The 23,598-nt window shown below is 70.5% G+C and carries 21 protein-coding genes; 10 read left to right on the top strand and 11 right to left on the bottom strand.

Annotated features, from left to right (window positions below; genetic code table 11):
* Window positions 1-337: 337 nt before the first annotated feature.
* The 5 genes from G4Z16_RS14835 to G4Z16_RS14855 all read left to right on the top strand — a co-directional run bounded on the left by G4Z16_RS14835 (window position 338) and on the right by G4Z16_RS14855 (window position 4,637).
* Window positions 338-1,195, top strand: coding sequence for an LLM class flavin-dependent oxidoreductase (locus G4Z16_RS14835; protein WP_197351248.1), 858 nt, complete (start codon window positions 338-340; stop codon window positions 1,193-1,195).
* 193 nt (window positions 1,196-1,388) lie between these two features.
* Window positions 1,389-1,976 carry a hemerythrin domain-containing protein gene (locus tag G4Z16_RS14840; protein WP_197351249.1) on the top strand — a complete coding sequence of 196 codons (588 nt, stop codon included), beginning with the start codon at window positions 1,389-1,391 and terminating at the stop codon, window positions 1,974-1,976.
* Between the two features lie 287 nt (window positions 1,977-2,263).
* Complete coding sequence (locus G4Z16_RS14845) at window positions 2,264-2,428, top strand: hypothetical protein (protein WP_197351250.1); 165 nt, start codon at window positions 2,264-2,266, stop codon at window positions 2,426-2,428.
* Between the two features lie 361 nt (window positions 2,429-2,789).
* A complete protein-coding gene (locus tag G4Z16_RS14850; RefSeq protein ID WP_197351251.1) occupies window positions 2,790-3,581 on the top strand; it encodes an RNA polymerase sigma factor SigF in 792 nt (263 codons plus the stop codon).
* A gap of 198 nt (window positions 3,582-3,779) precedes the next feature.
* The gene (locus G4Z16_RS14855; RefSeq protein ID WP_197351252.1) at window positions 3,780-4,637 is read left to right on the top strand and encodes an RNA polymerase sigma factor SigF; all 858 of its coding nucleotides are present in this window, start codon (window positions 3,780-3,782) and stop codon (window positions 4,635-4,637) included.
* Between the two features lie 125 nt (window positions 4,638-4,762).
* On the opposite strand, the gene G4Z16_RS14860 is transcribed toward G4Z16_RS14855, so the two are convergent.
* Complete coding sequence (locus G4Z16_RS14860) at window positions 4,763-4,987, bottom strand: hypothetical protein (RefSeq protein ID WP_197351253.1); 225 nt, start codon at window positions 4,985-4,987, stop codon at window positions 4,763-4,765.
* 894 nt (window positions 4,988-5,881) lie between these two features.
* On the opposite strand from G4Z16_RS14860, the gene G4Z16_RS14865 reads away from it, so the two are divergent.
* The gene (locus G4Z16_RS14865) at window positions 5,882-8,308 is read left to right on the top strand and encodes an MFS transporter (RefSeq protein ID WP_484600486.1); all 2,427 of its coding nucleotides are present in this window, start codon (window positions 5,882-5,884) and stop codon (window positions 8,306-8,308) included.
* 258 nt (window positions 8,309-8,566) lie between these two features.
* The gene (locus G4Z16_RS14870; protein ID WP_197351255.1) at window positions 8,567-9,397 is read left to right on the top strand and encodes a YceI family protein; all 831 of its coding nucleotides are present in this window, start codon (window positions 8,567-8,569) and stop codon (window positions 9,395-9,397) included.
* Window positions 9,398-9,675: 278 nt separating this feature from the next.
* On the opposite strand, the gene G4Z16_RS14875 is transcribed toward G4Z16_RS14870, so the two are convergent.
* The 3 genes from G4Z16_RS14875 to G4Z16_RS14885 form a co-directional block, all read right to left on the bottom strand.
* Entirely contained in the window at window positions 9,676-10,761 is a 1,086-nt protein-coding gene (locus G4Z16_RS14875; RefSeq protein WP_197351256.1) for an N-acetylmuramoyl-L-alanine amidase, read from the bottom strand.
* Window positions 10,762-10,985: 224 nt separating this feature from the next.
* On the bottom strand, window positions 10,986-11,507 hold the full coding sequence (locus G4Z16_RS14880) for a M23 family metallopeptidase (RefSeq protein ID WP_197351257.1): 522 nt from the start codon (window positions 11,505-11,507) through the stop codon (window positions 10,986-10,988).
* Between the two features lie 587 nt (window positions 11,508-12,094).
* Window positions 12,095-12,949, bottom strand: coding sequence for a caspase family protein (locus tag G4Z16_RS14885; RefSeq protein ID WP_197351258.1), 855 nt, complete (start codon window positions 12,947-12,949; stop codon window positions 12,095-12,097).
* A gap of 254 nt (window positions 12,950-13,203) precedes the next feature.
* Between G4Z16_RS14885 and G4Z16_RS14890 the strand changes: the two genes are divergently transcribed.
* Window positions 13,204-13,941: a class I SAM-dependent methyltransferase gene (locus G4Z16_RS14890; RefSeq protein ID WP_197351259.1), complete on the top strand. Its 738-nt coding sequence runs from the start codon at window positions 13,204-13,206 to the stop codon at window positions 13,939-13,941.
* A 103-nt stretch (window positions 13,942-14,044) separates the two neighbouring features.
* On the opposite strand, the gene G4Z16_RS14895 is transcribed toward G4Z16_RS14890, so the two are convergent.
* From G4Z16_RS14895 to G4Z16_RS14920, 6 genes are all read right to left on the bottom strand, one after another.
* Window positions 14,045-15,061 (bottom strand): quinone oxidoreductase family protein, encoded by a 1,017-nt coding sequence (locus tag G4Z16_RS14895; protein ID WP_246530862.1) that lies wholly within the window; start codon window positions 15,059-15,061, stop codon window positions 14,045-14,047.
* A gap of 7 nt (window positions 15,062-15,068) precedes the next feature.
* Window positions 15,069-15,428, bottom strand: coding sequence for a hypothetical protein (locus G4Z16_RS14900; RefSeq protein ID WP_197351260.1), 360 nt, complete (start codon window positions 15,426-15,428; stop codon window positions 15,069-15,071).
* On the bottom strand, window positions 15,425-16,288 hold the full coding sequence (locus G4Z16_RS14905; protein ID WP_197351261.1) for a DODA-type extradiol aromatic ring-opening family dioxygenase: 864 nt from the start codon (window positions 16,286-16,288) through the stop codon (window positions 15,425-15,427). The genes G4Z16_RS14900 and G4Z16_RS14905 overlap by 4 nt, the downstream gene beginning before the upstream one ends.
* 20 nt (window positions 16,289-16,308) lie before the next feature.
* Window positions 16,309-17,130: a citryl-CoA lyase gene (locus tag G4Z16_RS14910; protein WP_197351262.1), complete on the bottom strand. Its 822-nt coding sequence runs from the start codon at window positions 17,128-17,130 to the stop codon at window positions 16,309-16,311.
* Between the two features lie 92 nt (window positions 17,131-17,222).
* Window positions 17,223-18,392: a CaiB/BaiF CoA transferase family protein gene (locus G4Z16_RS14915; RefSeq protein WP_197351263.1), complete on the bottom strand. Its 1,170-nt coding sequence runs from the start codon at window positions 18,390-18,392 to the stop codon at window positions 17,223-17,225.
* A 114-nt stretch (window positions 18,393-18,506) separates the two neighbouring features.
* Window positions 18,507-19,319: an IclR family transcriptional regulator domain-containing protein gene (locus G4Z16_RS14920; RefSeq protein WP_197351264.1), complete on the bottom strand. Its 813-nt coding sequence runs from the start codon at window positions 19,317-19,319 to the stop codon at window positions 18,507-18,509.
* A 198-nt stretch (window positions 19,320-19,517) separates the two neighbouring features.
* Here G4Z16_RS14920 and G4Z16_RS14925 point away from each other — a divergent pair, with 198 nt between their 5' ends.
* Entirely contained in the window at window positions 19,518-20,783 is a 1,266-nt protein-coding gene (locus G4Z16_RS14925; protein WP_197351265.1) for an MFS transporter, read from the top strand.
* Between the two features lie 40 nt (window positions 20,784-20,823).
* The gene (locus G4Z16_RS14930; RefSeq protein ID WP_246530863.1) at window positions 20,824-22,290 is read left to right on the top strand and encodes an amidohydrolase family protein; all 1,467 of its coding nucleotides are present in this window, start codon (window positions 20,824-20,826) and stop codon (window positions 22,288-22,290) included.
* 255 nt (window positions 22,291-22,545) lie between these two features.
* Here G4Z16_RS14930 and G4Z16_RS14935 read toward each other — a convergent pair whose 3' ends face one another.
* Entirely contained in the window at window positions 22,546-23,583 is a 1,038-nt protein-coding gene (locus G4Z16_RS14935) for a uroporphyrinogen decarboxylase family protein (protein WP_197351267.1), read from the bottom strand.
* Between the last annotated feature and the right edge of the window lie 15 nt (window positions 23,584-23,598).

Here is a 23,598-nt window from a genome sequence, read left to right on the forward strand (position 1 = left end):
CCGGACCGCGGATGCCGGCGCCGCTCGATGCGTTCGGGCACGGCGAGGTCAGGGGTGGTGCACACACGAAAGCGAACCCCGGCGGGAACGGGACGCAGCCCGGTCGCGGCGGCGTGCTCACGACCGGCGGGACGATCGTCGAGCTGCCTGGAATGTACGGTCCGGCGATCGGGGCCGCGACCGGAGGAGCCGTTCGGCGCAACGCGGACGGCCGTGCCCGCCGAGCGCGTGCCGGACGGTGGGCCGCGTCCTTCCCCGAACGCGGCCGGGGCCCAACTGGCCGTCCACAGCCTGTTATTCGCTTGAGGCCGCCTCCCGCGCGGAGCACGATGCCGGAATGCGCTTCTCCGTCAACGTTCCGAACTTCGGCGACTTCGCGGACCCGCGAGCGGTGGCGAAGGTGGCCGCGGCGGCGGAGGAGGCGGGGTGGGACGGGCTGTTCGTGTGGGATCACGTGCTGCACAGACGCCACCCCCGGCCGTTCGGCGATCCCTGGATGCTGCTGACCGCCGCCGCGCTCGCGACGTCCCGGATCAGGCTGGGCACGCTCGTCACCCCGGTCGCCCGGCGCCGCCCGCAGCAGCTCGCCCGTCAGGTGGCCACGCTGGACAACCTCAGCGGCGGCCGGGTCCTCTTCGCGGCGGGGCTGGGCGGCCCGGCGGAGGACGAGTACGGCAGCTTCGGTGAGACCACCGACCCGGTCGTGCTGGCCGAGCGCCTGGACGAGGGCCTCGATCTGCTCAACCGCTTCTGGTTGGGCGATCCGGTGAACCACGAGGGGCGGCACTTCCAGGCCCGGGACGTGGCGCTGCTGCCCGGCACCGTGCAGCGTCCCCGTCCACCGGTGTGGATCGCGGGCTTCTGGCCCAACCGGCCGCCCATGCGCCGCGCCGCCCGCTGGGACGGCGCGGTGCCGCTGTTCGCTTCGGCGAAGCACGGGCATGCGCCACCCGTGGAGGAGGTGCACGATCTGGTCGCGTACGTCGGCAGGCACCGCGGCCGGGGCGAGGGCCCCTTCGAGATCGTCCTCGGCGGCGTCAGCCCCTCCGCTCCCGCCAAGGCGCGTGACCTGCTCGGTCCGCTGATCGACGCGGGCGCCACATGGTGGGACGAGCGCCAGCTCCAGGACAGCGGCGATCTCGACCGGCTCGAACCGGTGCTGCGCCGCGTCGAACAGGGCCCGCCGGCCTTCTAGTTCCGTCACCGGGCGCCCCCTCGCCGCATGCGGCCCCGGCCCGGGCGGTGTCCGCCCTGGTGGCCGCCGTGTTTGCCCGGGGAGGGCGAGGTGACTCGTAACGCGAGTGACATGGTCGCCGACGCCGTCGTCCGGCACCACCGGCACGGGGCCGGGGGTGCGACGACGCCGGCGTACGGAGGAGTGGGTCCCCGTGAGCAACGCAGCACTGGAACGCGCCGAGGCGGCGAAGCTCCCGCAGGACGACATCATCGGCATCCTGCTGACCCAACACGCCCGCATCCGGGAGCTGTTCGCCGAGGTGCACGTGACGCTGGGCGACGCGAAGCGAGCGAAGTTCGGCGAATTCAGAGCCCTGTTGGCCGTGCACGAGGCCGCCGAGGAGATGATCCTTCGGCCCGTCGCGCGGAAGACCGCGGGGGAGGACGAGGCAGCGGCACGCAACGAGGAGGAGAGGGAGGAAGAGCGGATCCTCGCCGAGCTTGAGCAGATGAACCCGGACCGCTCCCAATTCGAGGCGAAGCTCTCGGAGTTCGAGAAGGCCTTCCGTGATCACGCGGACCGCGAGGAGCTGGAGGAGTTCCCCGCCGTACGCGACGGGTGCTCGCGGGAGCAGCGGCAGAAGATGGGCAGGCGGCTGCTGAGGGCGGAGCGGACAGCGCCCACACACCCGCATCCCGCCACGGCGGGATCGCCGGCGGCCCAGTGGGCGGCCACCCCCTTCGAGTCGCTCCTGGACCGGGCCAGGGACGCTCTGGGCGCCACGCGGCGCCGCCCCTGACACGGGGTGCCGTCCGGCCGCCCTTCCCTGCGGCCCGCCCACGAGCGACCGGGACGTGACGGCAGCGCCGGGCGGAGGGCGCGCCGGATGTGCGCCACCGGCCACCCTGCGGCGGCCCGGCGTGTGAAGCCGGTGCAACGATCGGGGAACGACACGTGCAGCACTGGTCAAAGAGCCCTGATTACTGCCACTTTGCCGCCGTACGTATGGATCGACCCGCCCGCACCGGTGGTTAGACTCACCCGACTGCTAAGAGGGGGAGCACGGGCAGCCGCGGGAGGAGCTGGATGGTGCAGGCGAAGAAGGTCGCGATCTACGTCCTCACCGTGTTCGCCCTGTATACGATCATCACGTCCCCCGCCAGGGCCGCGGACCTCGTCCAGATCGGCTTCGAGGGGATATCGAGCGCCGCCCAGGGAGTCGGGAACTTCATGACCGAGGTGGTCAGGTAGCGCCCCTGACGGCGCAACCGGCCCCTTTTTCCCGCGGGCTTCCCGCAGACCCCGCGAGCACCGCTCAGGCGCCCGGCAGGGACGGCCGCACCGGCACGTCCCGCCGCTCCCCGGCATTCGGCCCCCACCCGTCACCGGTGCGAGGGCAGCCCTCCCGCACGAACGGGAGCCGTACGGGCCGGCGAGTCGTACCGGCATCCGTGTCCGGCGGTCCGTACAGGCAACGGTGAAACTTCTCAACTCCGCACCAACACGGCAATTTACGGTGCTTGCGCACGTTGCACATGTCTTGTGATGCTATGACCGCTTTTGGCCGATGCGTGGATCGAAACCGACCCGGACCCGAAGAGGTGGTGGCTGAGTGGCGGCGACCCAGACCCGCGAGAGCCGAAGCGCGGAGGCCCGGGCGCTGACCCAGGAGCTCTTCGAGCAGCTGGCCGAGCAGGAACCCGGCACCGCCGGACACGAACGGGTGCGCACCGCACTCATCGAGGCCAATCTTCCCCTGGTCCGCTACGTCGCGGCGCGCTTCCGCAGCCGCAACGAGCCGATGGAGGACGTCGTCCAGGTCGGCACGATCGGACTCATCAACGCCATCGACCGCTTCGACGCCGACCGCGGCGTGCAGTTCCCGACGTTCGCCATGCCGACGATCATCGGGGAGATCCGGCGCTACTTCCGGGACAACGTCCGCACGGTGCACGTACCGAGACGCCTGCACGAGATGTGGGTGCAGGTCAGCAGCGCCACGGAGGACCTGACGACGGCGTTCGGACGCTCGCCCACCACCGCCGAGATCGCGGAGCGCCTGAAGCTCACCGAGGAGGAAGTGCTGGCCTGCATCGAGGCCGGACGCTCCTACCGCGCAACGTCGTTGGAGGCGGCACAGGAACGCGAGGACGGCCTGCCGGGCCTGCTCGACCGCCTCGGCTACGAGGACCCTGAGCTGGACGGCGTCGAACACCGCGACCTCGTACGGCACCTGCTCGTCCAGCTGCCGGAGCGCGAACAGCGCATCCTGCTCCTGCGCTACTACCGGAATCTGACGCAGTCACAGATCAGTGCCGAGTTGGGTGTGTCCCAAATGCACGTATCACGGCTGCTGTCGCGCAGCTTCGCGCGCCTCCGTGCCGCAAATCGAATCGAGGCATAACCGAACAGAGTGAGGCAAGTTGGCGACTCAACTTCCTCAGCTGTGCAGTTTTATCGACATGGGGCTACGTCGCGTTGCCTACTTGTGACATTCTGCAAGAGCTGCGTTTGACGCGACGGCGCTTCCGGTATGCAGGGGGAGGTGCCCCCCTCGCACGAGGGCGCCGCTGCGATCCGTCCGCGACCTCAAGGGGGTGGCATGTCCGTAGAACTGGGCAGCTCGAAGGTGCTCACAGAGAACACGACCGACGACGTCGACGCCATGGGAGCCCCCGAAGCCCCCGTAGACCACGCCATCGACACGCGCACCCTCTCGCGCTCCCTCTTCCTGCGGCTCGCCACGCTCGACACGGACAGCACGGAGCGCACGTACGTGCGCGACACGCTCATCGAGCTCAACCTGCCCCTCGTGAGGTATGCCGCGGCGCGCTTCCGCAGCCGCAACGAGCCCATGGAGGACATCGTCCAGGTCGGCACGATCGGCCTGATCAAGGCGATCGACCGCTTCGACGCCGAGCGGGGCGTGGAGTTCCCGACGTTCGCCATGCCGACGGTGGTCGGTGAGATCAAGCGCTTCTTCCGTGACACCTCATGGTCGGTGCGGGTGCCCAGGCGCCTTCAGGAGCTGCGCCTGGCGCTCACCAAGGCGAGCGACGAGCTCTCGCAGACCCTGGACCGCTCCCCGACCGTCCCCGAACTCGCCCACGCCCTCGGGGTGTCGGAGGAGGACGTGGTCGACGGGCTGGCCGTCGGCAACGCCTACACCGCCTCCTCGCTGGACTCCCCCGCACTGGAGGAGGACGGCGGCGAGGGCTCGCTCGCGGACCGGCTCGGCTACGAGGACAGCGCGCTGGAAGGCGTTGAGTACCGCGAGTCGCTCAAGCCGCTGCTTGCCAAACTGCCTCCGCGCGAGCGGCAGATCATCATGCTGCGCTTCTTCGCCAACATGACGCAGTCGCAGATCGGCGAGGAGGTCGGCATCTCGCAGATGCACGTCTCCCGGCTGCTGACGCGCACGCTGGCGCAGCTGCGTGAGGGGCTGATCGCGGAGGAGTGAGCGCCGGTGTGCGCGGCTCCGCCCGTACGCACCGCTGACGTACGGGCACGTCGTTCGCGCCGCGCTTCCGGGGCGGCCCACGGGACGGCCGGGTCACATCCTGCGCGGGTACGGGACAGGGCGCGTCAGGAGATCGCCAGCACGACCGCACCCACGATGACCGCGACCGCGACGATGACGCCGACGATCAGACCGACCCGGGGACCGGACGACTGCGTCTCCGGTGCGCCGCGTCGCTGTGCACCCGCGCCACCGTTCTCCTCGTCGACGAACGCGCGGAACATCTGCGTGCTGCCGGCCGCGTCCTGGGACGGGTCGGGACCTTGCGGGGCATGCGGGTTGTGAGCCATGGGGCAGGACGATAGCGAACGCTGCGAGGGCGGGAACAGCCCCGGGCCCGGCGGCCGCGCGCGTATCCGGGCGGCAGGAACAGCCGCCCTTTGCTGATTCTTTGCCTCCGCTTGCATCCCGATCATTTGCGTACGTCAACACATGGAAATTATAGTTGCCTAAAGCAACGATTTCTGAGCGACGACGCCCGTACGAGCCACACGCAGCGGATATGAGGGGCCGGCCCGGCGTACCGGCGGCCTCGGCTCCGTCCGGCGGGAGCCTGTTCGCGGGGCCGCCGGCCGGCCGACCGCCCGCCGACGCCCCCGTGTTGACGCATCTTCACAACGAGACGAGATGCGTATGGGTCGTCTCGCGGAGCCGATGGCGGTAGACATGTCTGTCACCAGTCGCCACGTCACACACACGGGTGGAGCGTGGGCGGGCCGAGCATGCGCCCGGTCCGCAGGACGGAAGCTCCCGGCTGCCGCGCCCCGCCCGACGGGGCGCCGACAACTGGACACGTTCTGCGGGGCCACGACCTGGGCCCCGGAGGGCTTCTTCACGACTGGACCGAGCTGAGCAAAGCGGGGAGGACATCGCAGCTGAAGGGGATGCCCGGGCGCCTTCGGGAAGGCTTCGGGGACCGTCGAGCCTCCGTCGCGACGGGACAGTACTCACCGGGCCGGCCGGCCCGGACGACGAAGACGGAGAACGGCGGGGCCGGCACGGCCACGGACCGCAGCGAGCACAGCGACCACAGCAGGAACACTGCACCGCACTGAAGAAGAGTTAGGGAAAGAATGGCCACGACCACACCGTCCGGTGTGCAGGGCGCCGGCTCCGGAGGCGGGGCAGGCGACGCTTCGCAGAATCACGCGTCCGCCTCCTCCGGACCGGGGGGCGCCGCGCCCATGACGCACCGGCAGATCATGGAGGCGCTGTCCGGGCTGCTGCTCGGCATGTTCGTCGCCATCCTGTCCTCGACGATCGTCGCCAACGCCCTGCCCAAGATCGTCTCGGAACTCGGGGGCGGGCAGAGCGCGTACACCTGGGTGGTGACGGCGTCGCTGCTGACCATGACCGCGTCGACCCCGCTGTGGGGCAAGCTCGCGGACCTGTTCAGCAAGAAGGTGCTGATACAGACGGCCATCATCATCTTCGTGCTCGCCTCGGCCAGCGCCGGTCTCGCGCAGGACACGGGCATGCTGATCGCGTCGCGAGCGGTGCAGGGCATAGGCATGGGCGGCATCTCCGCCCTGACCCAGACCGTGATCGCTGCGATGATCTCCCCGAGGGAGCGCGGCCGTTACACCGGTTACATCGGAGCGTCCTTCGCCGTCGCGATGGTGAGCGGGCCGCTGCTCGGCGGCGTCATCACCGACACCAGCTGGCTGGGCTGGCGCTGGTGCTTCTACGCGGGCATCCCCTTCGCCGTCATCGCGCTGCTGCTGCTCCAGAAGACGCTGCACCTTCCGGTGCTCAAGCGCGAGGTGAAGATCGACTGGGGCGGTGCCTTCCTCGTCGCGTCGGCGGCCTCGCTGCTGCTGATCTGGGTGACTTTCGCCGGCGACAAGTACGCCTGGCTGTCGTGGGAGAGCTATTCGATGGTCGGCGGCTCGGTGCTGCTGGCCCTGCTCTTCATCCTCGTCGAGGCCAAGGCGAAGGAACCGATCATCCCGCTGAGGCTCTTCCGCAACCGCACGATCGCGCTGACGTCGATGGCCTCCATGTTCGTCGGCATCGCGATGTTCGGCGCGACGGTCTATCTCAGCCAGTACTTCCAGCTGGCGCGGGGCGAGTCGCCGACGATGGCGGGCGTCATGACGATCCCGATGATCGTCGGGATGTTCCTGTCCACCACCCTCTCCGGACTGGTCATCAGCCGCACGGGCAAGTGGAAGATCTGGCTCTGCTCCGGTGGCGTGCTGCTGACCGCGGGCCTCGGCCTGCTGGGCACGATGCGGCACGACACCGAGTACTGGCAGCTGGCGGTCTTCATGGCCGGCGTGGGTGTCGGCGTCGGCATGATGATGCAGAACCTGGTGCTGGCCACGCAGAACCAGGTGGACGCGACCGACCTCGGCGCGGCCAGCTCGTCGGTGAACTTCTTCCGCTCGCTGGGCGGCGCCGTGGGTGTGTCCGTGCTCGGCGCGGTCCTCGCGCACCGCATCACGGACTACGTCGACGACGGCCTGGACAAGCTCGGCATCAAGCACGGCGGCCCCACGGGCGGCGCCGGCAGCGAGCTCCCCGACCTCGCGAAGCTGCCCAGGCCCATACGTGAGGTCATCGAGTCGGCGTACGGGCACGGCATCGGCGACATCTACCTCTACGCGGCGCCCGCGGCGCTGCTGGGCCTGCTGCTCGTGCTGTTCGTGAAGGAGGTGCCGCTGAAGACGAAGCCGGGCATGAGCCAGGGTGAAGCCGCCGCCGCGGACTTCCTCGAGCAGAACCCCGCGTTCGCCGCCGGTCAGGCCGGACAGGGCGACGCGGGCGACTTCATCCCGCCGGGATACCAGCCCGCGCGGCCCGCGCCGGGCGAGGGCGACCCGACCGAGCCCCTGGCCAACTCCCAGCACTGCGTGCTCGGCACCGTACGGAACGCGGAGGGCAACGGGGTGCCGCGTGCCGCCGTGACCCTCATCTCGCTCAGCGGGCGTCAGCTCGGGCGGTCGGTGGCGCGCGGCGACGGCCGCTACGGCATGGACACCCCGGGGCCCGGGACCTACGTCCTGATCGCCGCCGCCGACGGTCACCAGCCGCAGGCGACGACGCTGACCGTCGGCGACGAGCAGCTGAGCCACGACGTCCGGCTGGCGGCGACGAGCGGGCTCGCCGGGCGCGTGCGCGGCTCCGGAGACGGGCAGCCGGTGCGGGCGGCGATGGTCGTGGTCACCGACGACCGCGGCGAGGTGCTGGCCACCGGACGCACCGGCGAGCGCGGCGAGTTCGCCTTCGACGAGCTCGTCACCGGCACCTTCACGCTGGCCGTCAACGCGCCCGGTTTCCGGCCCGTGGCACGGCCCATCGAGGTCGAGGGGCAGGGCATCACCCGCATCGACGTCGAGCTGGCGGCCGGCGCCCGCGTGCAGGGCGTCATCCGGGCCGGTGTCGACGCGAGTCCGCTCCCGGACGCGCGGGTGACGCTCGTCGACGCGGCAGGGAACGTCGTCGCCACCGCCACGACCGGTGAGGACGGCGCGTACGGGTTCACCGACCTCGACGCGGGCGAGTACTCAATCATCGCCAGCGGCTATCCGCCGGTGGCCAGTGCCCTGAGTGTCGAAGGTGCGGGGCCGGACTCCCACGACATCGAGCTGCACCACCCGGACGAGTAACCCCGTCCCGTCGTCCGGGCACCCCTGAGCGGTTCGCAGGGCCCCGGACGGCCGGGAAGGGACACAAAGCGGACGCCGCCCGAACGCCGGACCAAGAGGTGCGCAGAGCGGAACCGGAAGATCCCGCAACGCACTTCCCGCGTCGGTGACGCGGAGGGAAGACTGGGCCGGGGCGTCGGGCGGGCGGCCCCGGTTCCGGGACATGTCACGGGGCGGGCCGGACAGACCGGGCCCGAGCGAGAAGGAGCGAATCGACAGATGGCAGGCGCAGGCGTACGGGCGCAGATCCACACCCGGGAGGGATGGCCGGTACAGCACGCCGTGCTGACCGTCACCGACATGACGGGCGTACAGGTGCTCCGTGTGGAGGCCGACGACGACGGTGTCGCACAGAGCGAGGAGGCACTGCCCGCGGGCCCCTACACGGTGATCGCCACCGCTCTCGGCTATGCGCCCGCCGCGGCCACGGCGCTCGTCACCGCCTCCGGGAGGGCGGACCTGGGGACCCTCGTGCTCGTACGGCAGGGGGGCACCGAACTGCCGCCGCCCGGCCCGTGGACCGTCGACCCCGTCCACTCGACGGTGGGGGCCACGGCACAGCACCTGGGGATATCCAGCGTGCACGGCCGGTTCACCGACTTCCAGGCCCGCATCGAGGTCGACGAGGAGCCCGAGAAGTCCTCCGTGGAGGCCGTCATCCAGGCCGCGAGCATCGAGACGGGCAACAGGATCCGCGACGCGCATCTGCGTTCGGAGGACTTCCTGAACGTCGAGCGCCACCCGCAGCTGACCTACCGCAGTCACGCCGTCGAGCCGGCGGGCACGGACCGCTGGACGGTGCACGGCTGGCTGGCGATGCACGGAGTGGTGCGCGACGTCACGCTGAGCCTGACGTACCTCGGCTACGGGCCGGACCCGTGGGGAGGCACGCGAGCCGCCTTCCGCGCGACGGCTGAGCTGAAGCGCGAGGAGTTCGCGATGAACTACAACCAGATCCTGGCGGCCGGGATCGCGGCGATCGGCACGACGCTCAGGATCGAGCTGGACATCCAGGCGGTGCAGGGCGAGGAGCTGCCGGAACTCGAGTAGACGCGGGCGCGGGCGAGCGGGCTCCCTGCCGGTCACGGCCCCCGACCGGCGGTCGGGGCCCCGAGCGCGCGGCCGCCGGTCCGCGGACGGGACGGCGCCGCCCCGGCAACTCCCGGACGGCGGCAGTGAGATACCGGAACGGCTGAGGACCCCCGGGCTCCGGGCCCGGCTCCCGGAGTGACCCCGGGGGCCCTCGTATGGACGACCCGGAGACCCGGCACAGGTGGCCGGGTCACCGGATCACTTCTCGGTGGGCGCCGCGGCGCCCTCCTGGTACGTCAGCTGTTGACGTAGCCCATGTACGTGTCCCAGTTCCAGTTCGGACCCGGGTCGGTGTGATCGTTTCCGGGGACCTCGTTGTGGCCGACGACGTGCGCACGGTCCTTCGGGATGCCGTGCTTGTCGCACAGGTGCTTCGTCAGCGCCGCCGAGGAGCGGTACATGGCGTCGGTGAACCAGGACGGGTCGTCGACGAAGCCCTCGTGCTCGATGCCTATGCCGGAGGCGTTGCCGCCCCTCGCGTGCCACGCGGTGTCGGCGTCGCGCACCATCTGGGTGATCTCGCCGTCCGAGGACCGCACCACGTAGTGGGCGCTGACCTGGGCCTCGGGGTTCTTGAACCAGTTGATCGTGCCCGCGTACGCGCCCTGGGTGACGTGGATGACGACCTGGGAGATCGCGGCGTCACGACCGGTGTTGAAGTTGGCCGGGTCGGCCGGGTTCCAGATCGCCGGCGGGTAGTCGTCGCTCTTGGTCCCGGTGCCGGGGGCCGCCGCCTTCGCGAGCTTGCCGCGCTCGGGGGTGACTTTCTCCGCCGACATGCGGACCTTCGTGCCCTTGGACGGGATGCCCTTGCTCACGAAGTCGTAGGCGGCATCGGCGTAGAGGCGCTTGAGCGAGGCGCTCTCGGCACCGCCGTAGGCGGCGACCGCCGGGTACCAGGCCTCGACGCGCTTGCGGTCGGCCGCCTTGAGGCCGGCCTTGTCCGCCTTGGCGCGGAGGACGGCGGCACCGCCGCGGATGTTGGCGGCGTCGTTCTTCTTCAGGTCGGCCTTCGATTCGCCGGTGAGTTCGGCGGCCTGCTCCAGCGTCTTGCGCTCGGGGTTGCTGACCAGGTGCATCACGCCGAAGCCGTTGTCCTGGCTGGGCTTGCCCTTGTGACCGTCGAGGTGCGTCTCGGCGTAGCCCACGGAGACGAGGAGGTCGCGCGGAACGTCGAACTCCTTGGCGGCCTGCGTGAACGCCTCGTTCATCGACGGCGCTTCGGCGGGGGGAGCGGCCGTGGCCTGCTGGGTCGCCACCGCCAGGCCCGCCACCAGCGCGCCACCGACGGCCGCTGCCAGGACTCTCTTTCGTGTGTTCATCGGCTCTGTTGCCTCTCTGGATCCAACTCCAGCGCGTGGTGGGGGGTTGTTGCTCCTGTCGCCGGCCGGCGCGCCGGATCTCGGCCGGTGACAGGGGTGGCGCGGTGCGCCCGTACGCCGTCCACGACACGTGTGGGGGTGCCTGGACGGCTTCGGCGCCTTTCCTGGATGCCTGGGGTGCGGGCCGGGGGCGGCCGGTCGCCGCCCCCGGCCGGATCAGACGGTCAGGGGGTGCACGGCAGGGAGACGCCGCGCTCGGACATGTAGGCCAGCGGGTCGTCGCCGACGCCGGTGCCTCCGTCGAGGTGGACCTCGAAGTGCAGGTGCGGGCCCGTCGACTGGCCCTCGTTGCCGACGGAGGCGATCCGCGCTCCGCCCTCGACGGTGTCGCCGACCTGGACGAACCGCTCGCTCATGTGCCCGTACTCGGAGACGGACCCGTCGGGGTGCTTGATGCGCACCCACTGGCCGTAGCCGGAGGCCGGGCCCGATTCGGTGACCTCTCCGGGGCCCGCGGCGAAGATGGGGGTGCCGATCGGGGCGGCGAGGTCCACGCCGTCGTGGCCGTCGTGATGGCCCTGACTGATCTCGGCACCGACGGGGCACGAAGCCTGGTAAGCAGCTTTCGCGCCGTCGGCGGTGCCGGCGCTCGCCGGCACGGCGGCAGCGGTCGCGATCACGCAGCCGCCGGCGGCCGCGAGTGCGAGCAGCGCGCGCTTGGCGCGTCTGCTGTGGGGACGGAACATGGGGGGTTTCCTTCCACGGATGAAGACGAATTCCGTGCGACCGCCAGTAGACGCAGCGGGCCATGTACGCGACAACCCTGTTCCGCCAACAAGTGACACTTTCTGTGTCACGTGAAGGATTCGGCCCGTACGAATCACCCGCAGCCAAGCGAATTCGGGCTCTTCCTTCCTTGGTTCGACCACTGAAGGAAAGTGCCGTCTCACGTTGTGGACGAACTGAGCGGTGTCCGCAGAGGTGTTGAGGTACGAAATCCGCAGCCGTTCGGGCGTGGTTCTGACGACGCCTCGCGTGCGTTCCTCAAATCCCCCTCAACTCCCCCACGGGGCGGGGTGGTTCGGCGGCCGGAAGCCGCGTTCACGTCACCGGGTCCCCTTGGCGCCGGGCGCGGGGAGGCGCACTTGTCGTCCCCACGCGGTGCGGTTCCGACCGGTCGGGCGCGGCCGGTCGTCAGCAGGAGGCCGACAGGCGCGCGCCGAACGCCCCTGCCCGCTCGGCGCGTTGGGCCTGAGCGGGCAGGGGCGGTCGGCGCGGTCGGTGGAAGGGCCGGCGCGGCCGAGGCGACATCGGCCGCGCCGGAGACCCGCCGTCAGATCGTGAAGGGCCGCTGCCGGGCGAACCTCTTGTTGCTCCGCCCGGTCAGGAAGAGGTTGGGGCTCTGCACCGCGGGCATCGCCTTGAGGATCTCCCGGTGGAACGCCCGGTAGCCGCCCGAGAACTTGCCCTCGTTCCACACTTCGAGGAGCTTCCCGGTGAACATGCCGTTGCGCAGGCCGTCGCCCGCCAGCTGGTTGTCCTGGCAGGCCGAGATGAGCAGAACGGACGCGCCGAGGTCCCGGTTGTCCTTGGCGTTGAGCTCACGCTGGAGGGAGTCGAAGAAGTCCCTGTCCCGCTCGTAGATTTCCGACTGCTTCTCCAGCGGCATCAGCCGCGAGGCCTGCTCGACCTCCGCGGGTTCGGTCGTCTGGAACTGGTCCCGCATCGCCTCCGGCGTGAGGATCTCCCGCACCTTGACGCCGCTGCCGCTGTGGCAGCTGTCGAGGAACGTGAGGATGCGGACGCCCTCGGCGAACCCCTCGAACTCCTTGAACAACTCGTCGTCGATGTACTCCCGGTCGTAGAGGACCAGGGTCTCGTCGAGCCGGTCGGGCTCGTCCTCGGGGCCGTTGATGTCCGGCACCTGGCCGCCGTGACCCGAGTACGAGAAGAGCAGGATGTCCCCGGCTCCGAGCGTCTTCGCGGCCTTGCGGAGTTCGGAGTTCACGTTGTCGACCGTGGCGTCCTTGGTGAGCAGCGTCGTGCGGTCCCGGAATCCGGCCTCCTTGGCGAGGCGGTCCATGTCCCGTGCGTCGTTCTCGCAGGCGATGAGCTTGCCGTCCCAGCCCCCGTACTTCTTGGGATCGACCTTGTTGAGACCTATGTGGATGGACATGCCCTGGCCCATGGAACGTCTCCTTCCCTTCGGGCGGGCACAAGCACGAATGTGCAGCCCACGCCCGCTGGACGGGTCCTTCCGCGAAACTAACCGCCCGTTCGGGGGCATGAGAGGAACTGCTGGGCCATACGGGTGACGGGGGGCGGATCGCCGGGGAACGGGCCGTCCGGGCCCGATCACCGCACGGCCGAAGCGGGCGCCCCGCCGGGCCCAGGGGCGGATATCCCGTGGCGGCGGCGTACCGAGCCGGATAGACATGCCCGATGGTGGACCGCCTGTTCTCCGATCCTGAACTCGCCGAGCTGTACGACACGCTGTACGCCGGGAGGGACGACTTCGCCTTCTGTCTGCCGTTCGTGATGTCGGCCCGTACGGTCCTCGACGTCGGCTGCGGAACCGGTGAGCTGCTGCACCTGGCACGGGAGGCCGGCCACACCGGCAGGCTGTGCGGCCTCGACCCGGCCGAGGCGATGCTCGCCCAGGCACGCCGCAGGCGGCCGGACGTCGAGTGGGTGCTCGGTGACCCCGAAACCGCGCGCTGGGAGGGCGAGTTCGAGCTGGTCGTCATGACCGGGCACACCTTCCAGGTCTTCGTGGAGGACGACCGCCTGCGCTCCTCGCTCGCCTCGATCCGCTCGGCCCTCACCCGCGACGGCCGCTTCATGTTCGATACGCGCAACCCCGCCGCCCGCGCCTGGGAGCACTGGGTCCCGGAGAACGGGGTCGAGGTGACGGATCCCCGCGGTGGCGTGCTGCGCTCGTGGCACGAGATGGAGGGACCGGTCGCGGGCGGCCTCGTCACCTTCACGCATACGCTCGCCGGGCCCCGCTGGGACGTGCCGCAGACCTCCCGCAGCACGCTGAGGTTCCTCGGCACGGAGGCGCTGTCGTCCTTCCTCGCGGAGGCCGGGCTGAGGGTGGCGGAGCAGTACGGCAACTGGGACGCCGGCCCTCTGACCGACAGCAGCCCGGAGATCATCACCGTCGCCGTACGGAGCTGAGCCGGGCCGGAGCCGGGCCCTGGGGTCGCCCGGCAGGATCCGGCACGTACGGGCGGCGTACGTACCGGGCGCGCACCGGCGGCCACCCGACGTCCCCGCCCGCTCACGGCGAAGGGAGTTCGCCGACCTGGCCGCCGCGCGCGGTGAAGTGGACGACGATGCGCCGCTCGGCCAGCCCCTGCGCCTGTCGTTCCCAGGCGTCGGGGAGCCCGTCGAGGGGCACGACCTCGTGGTCGACCGAGAGGCGTCCCGCCGCCGCGTGCCGGAGCACGGCCAGCAGGGCCTCGCCCTTCTGCTCGGTGCTGATCTCGTTGTTCGTGTAGCCGAGGACCCGGGCCGAGCGGCTGCGCACTGTGGCGGAGCTGAAGGTCGCGGTGTCGCCGGCCGAGCTTCCGAGGTTGACCAACCTGCCGCCCGGCGCGAGGAGTTGGAGCGCGGCCGTTGCCGGAACGCCGCACAGCGGGTCGATCACGACGTCGACGTCCCGTGCACAGGCGTTCGCGAGTCTCCCGGCCAGCTCGTCGGGCTCGTCGTCGTCGCGAAGGGCGACGACGGCGTCCGCGCCGCACGCCTTCGCCCGTTCCTGGGCGCGGCTCGAACGGGAGGCGGCCACCACCTGGCCCGCGCCGCACAACCGGGCGGCCTGTATCGCGACCTGGCCGACGACGCTGCCGCCGCCGAGGACGAGGACGTTCTCGTCCGGCCGCAGCCCGGCCTTCCAGGTCAGAGCCGTCCACGCTGCGATGGCGGACAGCCCCAGCGCCGCGACCAGCGTGTCCTCGACGCCGTCGGGTAGCGCTATGAGTTCGGACTCGGGCAGGAGCACCTGCTCGGCCAGGCTGCCGTCGCCCGGTGCCATCCCGGCAGTGGTGGGGAACCAGACGCGGGTCCCGCCGGTCAGGCCCTCGGCGTCCTGGACGACGCCCACTCCCTGGACGCCGGGAACGTAAGGGAGCGGCGGCGGACCGAAGTACGACTTGCCGGTGGCGCACAGGATGTCCAGCGGCGTGACCGGGGCCGCCGTCGTACTGACCAGTGCGTGTGCCTCGGAGCCTGCCGGCGGGGGACGTTCCCCGATCGCGGGCGGAGTGCCGTGGCGTTCGATGACGGCTGCTCGCACTGGTGCCTCAGGTCGCGTAGTCGGGGTAGGGCAGCTGGAAGTGCCCCAGCCTGCGGGCGTATTCCTTCTGGAATCCCAGCGGTTCGTGGTCGCGCTCGAACATCGCGATGAACAGGGTGAGGGTGAGGAAGGGGTGGGCGCCGAGCTCGAACAGCCGCGGGTAGTCGTGCGTCGCGAGCGCCTCGCGTTCCCCTGGCTCGAACTTCAGCCAGGTGGTGGTCTCCGCCCGGACGCAGTTGAGGATGCTTCCGGCTTGCTCGGCCTCCCACCACTCGACGGTGCCGCGCGGATCGTCCCGGTAGCGCTCGACGAGTTCGGGGTCGCGGTCGATGGTGTAGAGGAACTTGTCCACCAGGTACTTGCTCATGCCGGTGCTCCGTTCGGATACCAGGTGAAGTAGGCCTCCATGGTGTGGAAGAGGTCAAGGCTGTCGACGTGGTCGGCCTTGGCGTTCTCACCGGCGACGCCCATCATCAGCATGAAGTCCATGAATCCGTGAGTGGCGTTCCCCGGAGCGTGCAGGCTCTCCAGGCTCACCTCGCTCAGGCAGCCCTCCAGGTCGCCATTGGCGATCCAGTCGACGGCCTTGCGGTCGAACTCGGGGTCGGGGCCGTGCTCGCCGAACTGGCGCGGGCCTCCCAGCTCCAGCGACAGATGGCCGGTCCCGATGATCGCCACCCTCTGGTCCGAGGGCCAGGACTCCACGATCTCCCTGATGGCACGGCCCAGTTGGACGAAGCGCTTCGGCTGCGGCAAGGGCGGGGCGAAGATGTTCGTGTAGACGGGCACGATCGGCAGGTCCGCCTCGGGCCGCAGCGTGATGACGGGGCACGTGATGCTGTGGTCGATGCGCAGCTCCTCGCTGAACGCGAGGTCGAACCCGGCGTCCAACCCCTGCCGCAGGATGTGCCCGGAGAGCTCCTGGTGCCCGTCGAGAAGCATCCGCGGCAGCCCGAACTCGCGCTCCTCGTTGTAGAAGTTGCCGTCGTAGAAGGGCGCCTTGCCGACGAGGAACTGCGGCATGTTGTCCAGCCACAGCTGATGGAAATGGTCGCTGCCCACCATCACCAGCACGTCGGGCCGTGCGCGGGTCAGCGTCTCGCGGAACCGTTCGATCTTCGCCACCCACTCGTCGGCGAAGGGCGGCCGCTCGTCACCGGTGGACGTGCTGGCCCGGTAGTAGAAGGGATGGTGCGTGGAGGCGATCACCGCGACGACCTCGGCCATGGCTGCTCCTTCGGTTCGGGTCAGGCAGTCTCCGGGGGCACGGAGAACGCGTTGCGGTCCACGGACAGGTAGATGTCGCTCGCCACGGGCCTGCGGGTCTCCTCGGCGAGCTGCCCGAGCAGGCCGGCGGTGCGCGCGAGGAGCGCGAACCCTCGCAGCAGTTCGCCCGGCAGGCCCAGATCCGCCAGTGCCGCACCGCACACGCCGGCGCCGTTGAGCGGCAGGCGCCTGCCCAGCACGGCGGGGTGCACGCGGCCGATGGCCTCGAACAGCCGCAGGTGCGGGCCCTTCAGGTCCTCCTCGGCGGCGATGTCCATCAGCCTCGCGGTGCGCGGGTCCCGCTCCTTGTGCACGGGGTGCCCGAGCCCGGGAACGATGCTGCGGGACTTCCTGGCCTGCCGCACCGCCGCCAGCGCCGGCACGTCCCATCCGGCCTCGTCGTCCGGGTCCTCCGGAAGGTCCGCGCGGTGCTCCTCCAGTACGCGGGCCAGGTAGCGGCCGCAGTCCTCGGTCACGCCCAGGAAGCGTGACCCGCCGCCGAGAAGACCCGCCGCCAGCGCGCCCTGCAGCGAGTCCGGGGCGGACAGATAGGTCAGCCGGGCGGCGATGGCGGTCGGGGTGAATCCGTGGTCGGCGAGCGCCACGAGCACCGCTTCGAAGAGGCGGACCTGGCCGGGTGTCGGGCGCTGCTGCGTCACCAGCCACATCGCCAGCTCGCCGAAGCCGACGTTGCCCATCAGCTCGGTGGCCAGATCGTGCCCGAGCAGCGAGATCGTCTCGGCGTCCGACGTCCCCAGCGACGTGGGGTATGACGGTGTGCCGGGCGGCGAGCTGTCGTCCACTCCGTGAACTCCTCGGCGGTGTCGGTGTCGGTGTCGGTGTCCGGGTGTCAGCGGTGCCGGTGTCCGGTTGCCAGCGGTGCCGGTGTCCGTCGTCAGCGGCGGGGTGCGGTGAGCCAGGCGCGCAGTTGGCCGCCGTGCTCGTCGAGCGCGGGGGGCGGAAGGTCGTAGCGCGCGGGGCTTTCGGAGAAGGTGATCGGGTTGCGCACCGAGGGGACCGCGCTGTCGCCCTCGCCGACCCGTACGACGGGGTCCAGGCCCAACTGCTCGGCGAACGCGACGCCTTCCTCGACGGTGTTGATCGGCCCGCACGGGACGCCGGCGTCGAGGAGTTCGCGGAACCAGTCCATCCGCCCCCGTGTCCGCAGGCGTTCGACCAGGAGCGGCCGGAGTTGCTCGCGGTTTGCCGTGCGTTCCTGATTGGTGCCGAACCTCGGGTCCTCCGCCAGGTCCGGCACGCCGAGCACCTTGCACAGGTTGGCGAACTGCCCGTTGTTGCCGGCCGTGATGATCAGGTCGCCGTCGGCCGTGGGCAGCGGCTCGTACGGGAAGAGGCTGGGGTGTGCGTTGCCCATGCGGTGCGGGACGACGTGGCCGGCGACGTAGGCGCTGGTGTGGTTCACCATCCCCGACAGGGCCGTGGAGAGCAGGTTGACCTCGACGTGCTGCCCGCGGCCGGTGCGGCCCCGGTGCTGAAGTGCCGCCAGGATCCCGATGGTTGCCTGCATGCCGGACATCACGTCGAACACGGAGATCCCGGAGCGGAAGGGCGGTCCGTCCGGGTCGCCGGTCAGGCTCATCAGTCCCGATATCGCCTGCACGATGAGGTCGTAGCCGGGCAGCGCGGCGCCGCCTCCCGAACCGAATCCGCTGATGGACGCGTAGACGACGGCCGGATTCCCCGCCGCCACGGTGTCGTAGTCCAGGCCGAACTTGGCGAGGCCGCCCGGGCGGAAGTTCTCCAGGACGATGTCGGCCCGCGCTGCCAGCTCCTGGGCGAGGGCGCGGTCGTCGGGGTCGCGGAAGTCGAGCGCGATGGACCGCTTGTTGCGGTTCATGCCCAGGTAGTACGTGGCGACGCCGTCGCGGAGCGGGGGCGACCATGTGCGGGTGTCGTCGCCGTCGGGGCCTTCCACCTTGACGACGTCGGCGCCCATGTCGGCCAGCAGCATGCTCGCGTACGGCCCCGCCAGGATGCGTGAGAAATCGGCGACGAGCAGCCCTTCGAGAGGCCGTCGTCCTTGGCCCTGCTCCGAGTCATCCACCGGGACATCGAACAAGAGAGGCCCTCCCTGCCCGCTCTCCGGACAACTGTCCGGACGCGGCCAGCATCGGCGCGCGCACTGCCGATGTCAAGAGCGGCCCCGCGCCAGGACCGGTCAGGAGACCTCGGGCTCGACCACCGTGCGAGGCAGCGCGTCGTGGAGTGCCAGCTCGGCGCTCACCGCGCTCGCCGTCTCCCGCAGCAACGGGAGGTACTCCCCGGTGAGGGTCTCCACGGACGTCTCGGCGGCGTGGACGGTCACGTTCATGGCGGCGACGACCTTGCCCGTTCCGTCGCGCAGCGGCGCCGCGATCGACCGGATGCCGGCGGCCAGGTCCTCGTCGGTCAGGGCCCAGCCGCGCGCCCGCACCTGGCGCAACGCGGCGTCCAGCTCGGTCCGTTCGGGCTGCCACTTCGCGACGACGCCCGCGCGGCTCGGCTCGGCGAGCGTGCGCTCCAGCTCGTCCTCGTCGAGGTCGGCCAGCAGGATCTTTCCGAGGGATGTCGCGGGCGCCGGGAAGCGGGTGCCGATCTGGACCGCCAGCGTGATGATCTTGGGCACGGCGACCCGGCCCACGTAGACGATGTCGGAGCCGTCGAGCTGTGCCATCGAACTCGACTCGTTCGTCTGCGCCACGAGCTTCTCCATGTGGGTGCGCGCCACCTCCCACAGCCCCATGCCCTGCACATACGTCAGCCCGAGTTCGAGAACCCGCGGCGTGAGGGCGAATCCGCCGCCGACCGCCCGCACGTAGCCGAGGGACTCCAGGGTGCGCAGGATCCGTCGCGCCGTGGGCCGCGCCAGCTGGGCTGCCGTTGCGACCTCGCTCAGCGACATCACCGGCCGGTGCTGGTCGAACGCCTTGATGACGTCGAAGCCCCGAGCGATGGACTCGATGAAGTCGGGGTCTGGGTCACGGCGGGGCATCGGCACTCCTGCAGCTGGCTGCGTCTTCGGGACGGCAACGTCCCGGGGCCCCGACGGGCGGTCGCGAGCCTCGCGGACCTTTCAGTGAACCACGCGGCACGTTGCCGTAGTGCCCTGACCTTGACACCGCGCAGGCCCGCTCCTACTTTACTGCTCCACGGACGATTGTCCGCACACCGGACACCCGAGGAGCACGCCGTGACGAGCGTTCCGCAGCAGCAGGTGGAGACCGGGAACACGCCGGGAGGGTCCGGCACCGCACCGAGGGTGGTCGCCGTCGGCTTCGGCGTCCTGTGCCTCTCGTACATGCTCAACGCGATGGACCGGCAGATCTTCTATCCGCTGCTGCCCGCCATCAGCGGCGAGTTCGGGTTCAGCCTCGAACAGGGCGGCACGCTTGCCACCGGCTTCACGCTGGGTCTGGCAGCTGCCGGCCTCGTCGGCGGCTTCCTCGCGGACCGGCTCTCGCGGCGGAACATCCTCGTGATCGCCGTCCTGATGTACTCGGCCGGCACGGTCGGCGTTCCGCTGGCCGGCGGCTTCGTGGACATGAGCGCCTACCGGCTGCTCTCCGGCGTCGGCGAGGGCATACACGCGGCAGCCCTCTACGCGGTCGTCGGCGCGTTCTTCTTCCACAGGCGGGCGGTGGCCGCCGGGGTCGTGGGCGTCTCGTTCGGCCTCGGCATCTTCCTCGGCCCGCTCGTCGGCACGCAGATCGTCGCCGCGTGGGGCGACTGGCGCGGGCCGTTCTACCTCTTCGCCGCGGTCGGCGTGGTCATGTCGGTGCTCATGGTGGCGGCCGTCTCCAAGAAGCTGACCGAGGCGGTCGGCACACCGGGCGCCGCGGCGCAGACGTACGACCACGTGCCGGCGAACCCGCTCAACCGCAACACCCTGGGACTCGGGGTGGCCTGCGTCGTCTCGGGCCTGGTCTTCTACGGATTCCTCGGCCTCTACCCCACGTTCCTCGCGAAGGAGCTCGGTTTCTCCGCCGGTGAGGCGGCTTTCGCGCTGTCGATGGCCGGGTTCGGCGCCATGATGGCCCTGCCCGCCGGGTGGCTCGGGGATCGCTACGACCAGCGCATGCTGCTCGCCGTCGGGTTCGTCGGAGCGGGCGGCTGCACGTTCCTCGCCTACCAGGTCATGACCTCACCGGCGGCGCACTACGTGCTGGCCTTCCTCATCGGCACGTTCGCCAGCGGCTTCCTGTTCACCAACTGCACCACGGCCATGCAGCGGGCGGTACGGCCCGAGCACGTCGGACGCGGCGCCGGGATGTTCATGCTCACCTACTACGTCGGCGCCGCCTTCTCCGGCCTGATCTTCGCCTGGCTCGTCGGGCGCATCGGGTGGGAGGGCGCCGGACTGTGGCAGCTGACGCTGCTGCCCGTCCTCGGGATCGCCGGACTGAGCCTGGTGCGCACGTCGCAGATGCTCGTCCCGTACGCCTCCCCGGCCAAGTGACCAACCCCCGTACGCGTGCACAGAGTTGGAGGGGACGAACATGACAACCGGCGGTTCGCCTCAGCGGATGTTCCCGTCAGAACGTGCCGTCGTCTTCCGTCACGGCACCGTGCTCACGATGGACGAGCGCCGGTCGGTGCTCACCGACGCGGACGTGCTCGTGATCGACGAGCGCATCAAGGCCGTCGGAAGACGGCTGGAGGTCCCCGAGGGCACCGTCGAGATCGACGCCGCCGACGGCATCGTGATGCCCGGCATGGTCGACACCCACCGGCACATGTGGCAGACCGCGATGCGCGGGTACGGCGCGGACTGGACCCTGACGCAGTACTTCGTCTGGTACTACCTCGAACACGGCAAGCTCTTCCGGCCCGAGGACATATACGCAGGGAACCTGCTGTCGGCCGTCGAGTCGCTCGATGCCGGGGTCACCACCACGGTCGACTGGTCGCACGGGCTGCAGACCACCGATCACGCCGAGGCCGCCGTCGACGCCCTGGAGGCCGTGCCCGGGCGGTTCGTACTGGCCTACGGCAACATCCAGGCCGCGCCGTGGGACTGGTCGGCTAAGCCGGAGTTCCGCGCATTCGTCGAGAGGCGGTTCGGCGGCAGCGACATGCTGGGCTTCCAGATGGCCTTCGACGTGACGGGCGATCCGGAGTTCCCCGAGCGGGCCGCGTTCGAGGTGGCGCGCGAGCTGGGCGCCCCGGTGACGACGCACGCCGGCGTGTGGGGGGCGACCAACGACGACAGCATCCGCCTGATGCACGACCACGGGTTCATGACCCCCGGCACCGTCTACGTGCACGCGGCGACACTGAGCGCCGACTCCTACAACCGCATCGCCGCCAGCGGAGGAACGGTGTCGGTGTCCACCGAGAGCGAGCAGAGCTGCGGTCAGGGCTACCCGCCCACGTGGGTGCTGAGGGCGCACGACATACCCGTCGCGCTGTCCATGGACACCAGCGCCTGGTGGAGCGGCGACCTCTTCTCCGCGATGCGCTCGACACTCGGAGCCGACCGCGCACGCGAACACCTGGAAGCGCACGCGGTGGGAGACACGGTCACGCACTGCCGCCTGCGCGCCGAACAGGTCGTCGAGTGGGCGACCCGCGGGGGAGCGAAGGCCCTCGGGCTGGAGGACAAGGTGGGCAGTCTCGAGCCCGGTAAGAAGGCCGACGTCGTGCTCATCAAGAACGACCACTCACCGGTCATGTTCCCGGTCCTCAACCCGTACGGGCACGTCGCGTTCCAGGCCCAGCGCGCTGACGTCCACACGGTCATGGTCGACGGCCGGGTGGTCAAGCACGACCACCGGCTCGTCGACGTCGACCTCCCGGCCGTCCGCCGCACCGTCGAGGCCACCGTCGACCATCTGCGCGGGGCGCTCGGGGACGAGGCGTGGCGGCAGGGCATGAACCCGGACATCCCCGAGACGGAGGTGCTGGACAACCCGTACACGTACACGGGGTTCCGGAGCGCCGCGACGCACAAGGCGGCCGGCTAGCCGCGCCCCGGACTCCGGCCGCGCAGACCGGAGTTCGCTGGACGCGCCGCCAAGAGGCCCAGGACCGCGGCGCGGACGCGGGGTGTGACGGCGACGAAAACGCACGCTCGACGAGGCCGGGGCGAACGCCACCCTAAGCGGCACCAGTTGGGCAGGGAACACCACGGTCAGGGGCCGCTCGCGCGGCGGCCCCGGCAGCGCGGGCGGTCCGGGTCCCCGTAGCGCCCGTGTGAACAACGCATCAGGTCAATACATCTAGCCGATCGCCTCGGCACGCAGGATCTCCGCGGCATCGGCCATCGCGCGGAGCTTCCCCTCGGCGGACTGCCGCGGCAGGTACTTCATGCCGCAGTCCGTCGCGACGACGATGCGCTCCGGATTCACGTGCGGCAGCGCGCGCCTGACCCTGGCCGCCACGGTCTCGGCGCTCTCCACGGCATGGTCGGAGAGGTCGATGACGCCGAGGATGACCGTCTTGTCCGGCAGGTGCTTGAGCACCGAGGTGTCGAGACCGGACTGTGCGGTCTCGATCGAGACCTGATCGCAGGCGCAGTCGGCGAGTTCGGGCAGGAAGGAGTAGCCCGAGGGCCGCTCGTGGATGATCGCCGCGTAGCCGAAGCAGATGTGCACGGCGGTGGTTCCCGGTGCGCCCTCCAGCGCCCGGTTCAGCGCCTTCAGGCCGAACTCGCGCGCCGGCTCGGGACGCGCCTGCATGTACGGCTCGTCGAGCTGCACGATGTCGGCACCTGCGGCGAAGAGGTCGTGCACCTCGGCGTTGACTGCCTCGGCGTAGGCCATGGCCATCGCCTCGCGGCTGCCGAAGTGGTCGTCCTGCGCCTGCTGCGACATCGTGAACGGGCCCGGCACGGTGACCTTGATGACGCGGTCGGTGTTGGCACGCAAGAAGCGCACGTCGTCGGCCTGGACCGGCTCGGGCCGCCGGATCGGACCCACTACACGAGGGACCGGGTTCGGGTGGCCGCTACGGTCCAGCGCCTCGCCGGGGTTGTCGATGTCCACGCCTTCCAGCGCGGTGGCGAAGTGGTTGGAGTAGCTCTCCCGCCGCATCTCGCCGTCGGTGATGACGTCGAGGCCCGCTCGCTCCTGCGCGCGGATGGCGAGCAGCGTGGCGTCGTCCTGCGCCTCGGCCAGATACTCCTGGTCCGGCCGCCACAGCTCACGGGCGCGGACCCGCGGAGGGAACCGGTCGGCCAGTCTCGCCCGGTCGATGAGCCACTCGGGCTGGGCATAGCTGCCGACCAACGACACTGGGAAGAGTGGAAGGTTCCGCATGGGGCGAACTGTGCA

It is taken from the genome of Streptomyces bathyalis, assembly GCF_015910445.1.
Classification (GTDB): domain Bacteria; phylum Actinomycetota; class Actinomycetes; order Streptomycetales; family Streptomycetaceae; genus Streptomyces; species Streptomyces bathyalis.

Coding starts and splice junctions, on each gene's coding strand:
- G4Z16_RS14875 (WP_197351256.1), bottom strand. CDS start 10,761: ATGAACACACGAAAGAGAGTCCTGGCAGCGGCCGTCGGTGGCGCGCTG.
- G4Z16_RS14860 (WP_197351253.1), bottom strand. CDS start 4,987: ATGGCTCACAACCCGCATGCCCCGCAAGGTCCCGACCCGTCCCAGGAC.
- G4Z16_RS14880 (WP_197351257.1), bottom strand. CDS start 11,507: ATGTTCCGTCCCCACAGCAGACGCGCCAAGCGCGCGCTGCTCGCACTC.
- G4Z16_RS14930 (WP_246530863.1), top strand. CDS start 20,824: ATGACAACCGGCGGTTCGCCTCAGCGGATGTTCCCGTCAGAACGTGCC.
- G4Z16_RS14870 (WP_197351255.1), top strand. CDS start 8,567: ATGGCAGGCGCAGGCGTACGGGCGCAGATCCACACCCGGGAGGGATGG.
- G4Z16_RS14935 (WP_197351267.1), bottom strand. CDS start 23,583: ATGCGGAACCTTCCACTCTTCCCAGTGTCGTTGGTCGGCAGCTATGCC.
- G4Z16_RS14845 (WP_197351250.1), top strand. CDS start 2,264: ATGGTGCAGGCGAAGAAGGTCGCGATCTACGTCCTCACCGTGTTCGCC.
- G4Z16_RS14865 (WP_484600486.1), top strand. CDS start 5,882: ATGACGCACCGGCAGATCATGGAGGCGCTGTCCGGGCTGCTGCTCGGC.
- G4Z16_RS14885 (WP_197351258.1), bottom strand. CDS start 12,949: ATGGGCCAGGGCATGTCCATCCACATAGGTCTCAACAAGGTCGATCCC.
- G4Z16_RS14920 (WP_197351264.1), bottom strand. CDS start 19,319: ATGCCCCGCCGTGACCCAGACCCCGACTTCATCGAGTCCATCGCTCGG.
- G4Z16_RS14905 (WP_197351261.1), bottom strand. CDS start 16,288: ATGGCCGAGGTCGTCGCGGTGATCGCCTCCACGCACCATCCCTTCTAC.
- G4Z16_RS14855 (WP_197351252.1), top strand. CDS start 3,780: ATGTCCGTAGAACTGGGCAGCTCGAAGGTGCTCACAGAGAACACGACC.
- G4Z16_RS14835 (WP_197351248.1), top strand. CDS start 338: ATGCGCTTCTCCGTCAACGTTCCGAACTTCGGCGACTTCGCGGACCCG.
- G4Z16_RS14890 (WP_197351259.1), top strand. CDS start 13,204: ATGGTGGACCGCCTGTTCTCCGATCCTGAACTCGCCGAGCTGTACGAC.
- G4Z16_RS14900 (WP_197351260.1), bottom strand. CDS start 15,428: ATGAGCAAGTACCTGGTGGACAAGTTCCTCTACACCATCGACCGCGAC.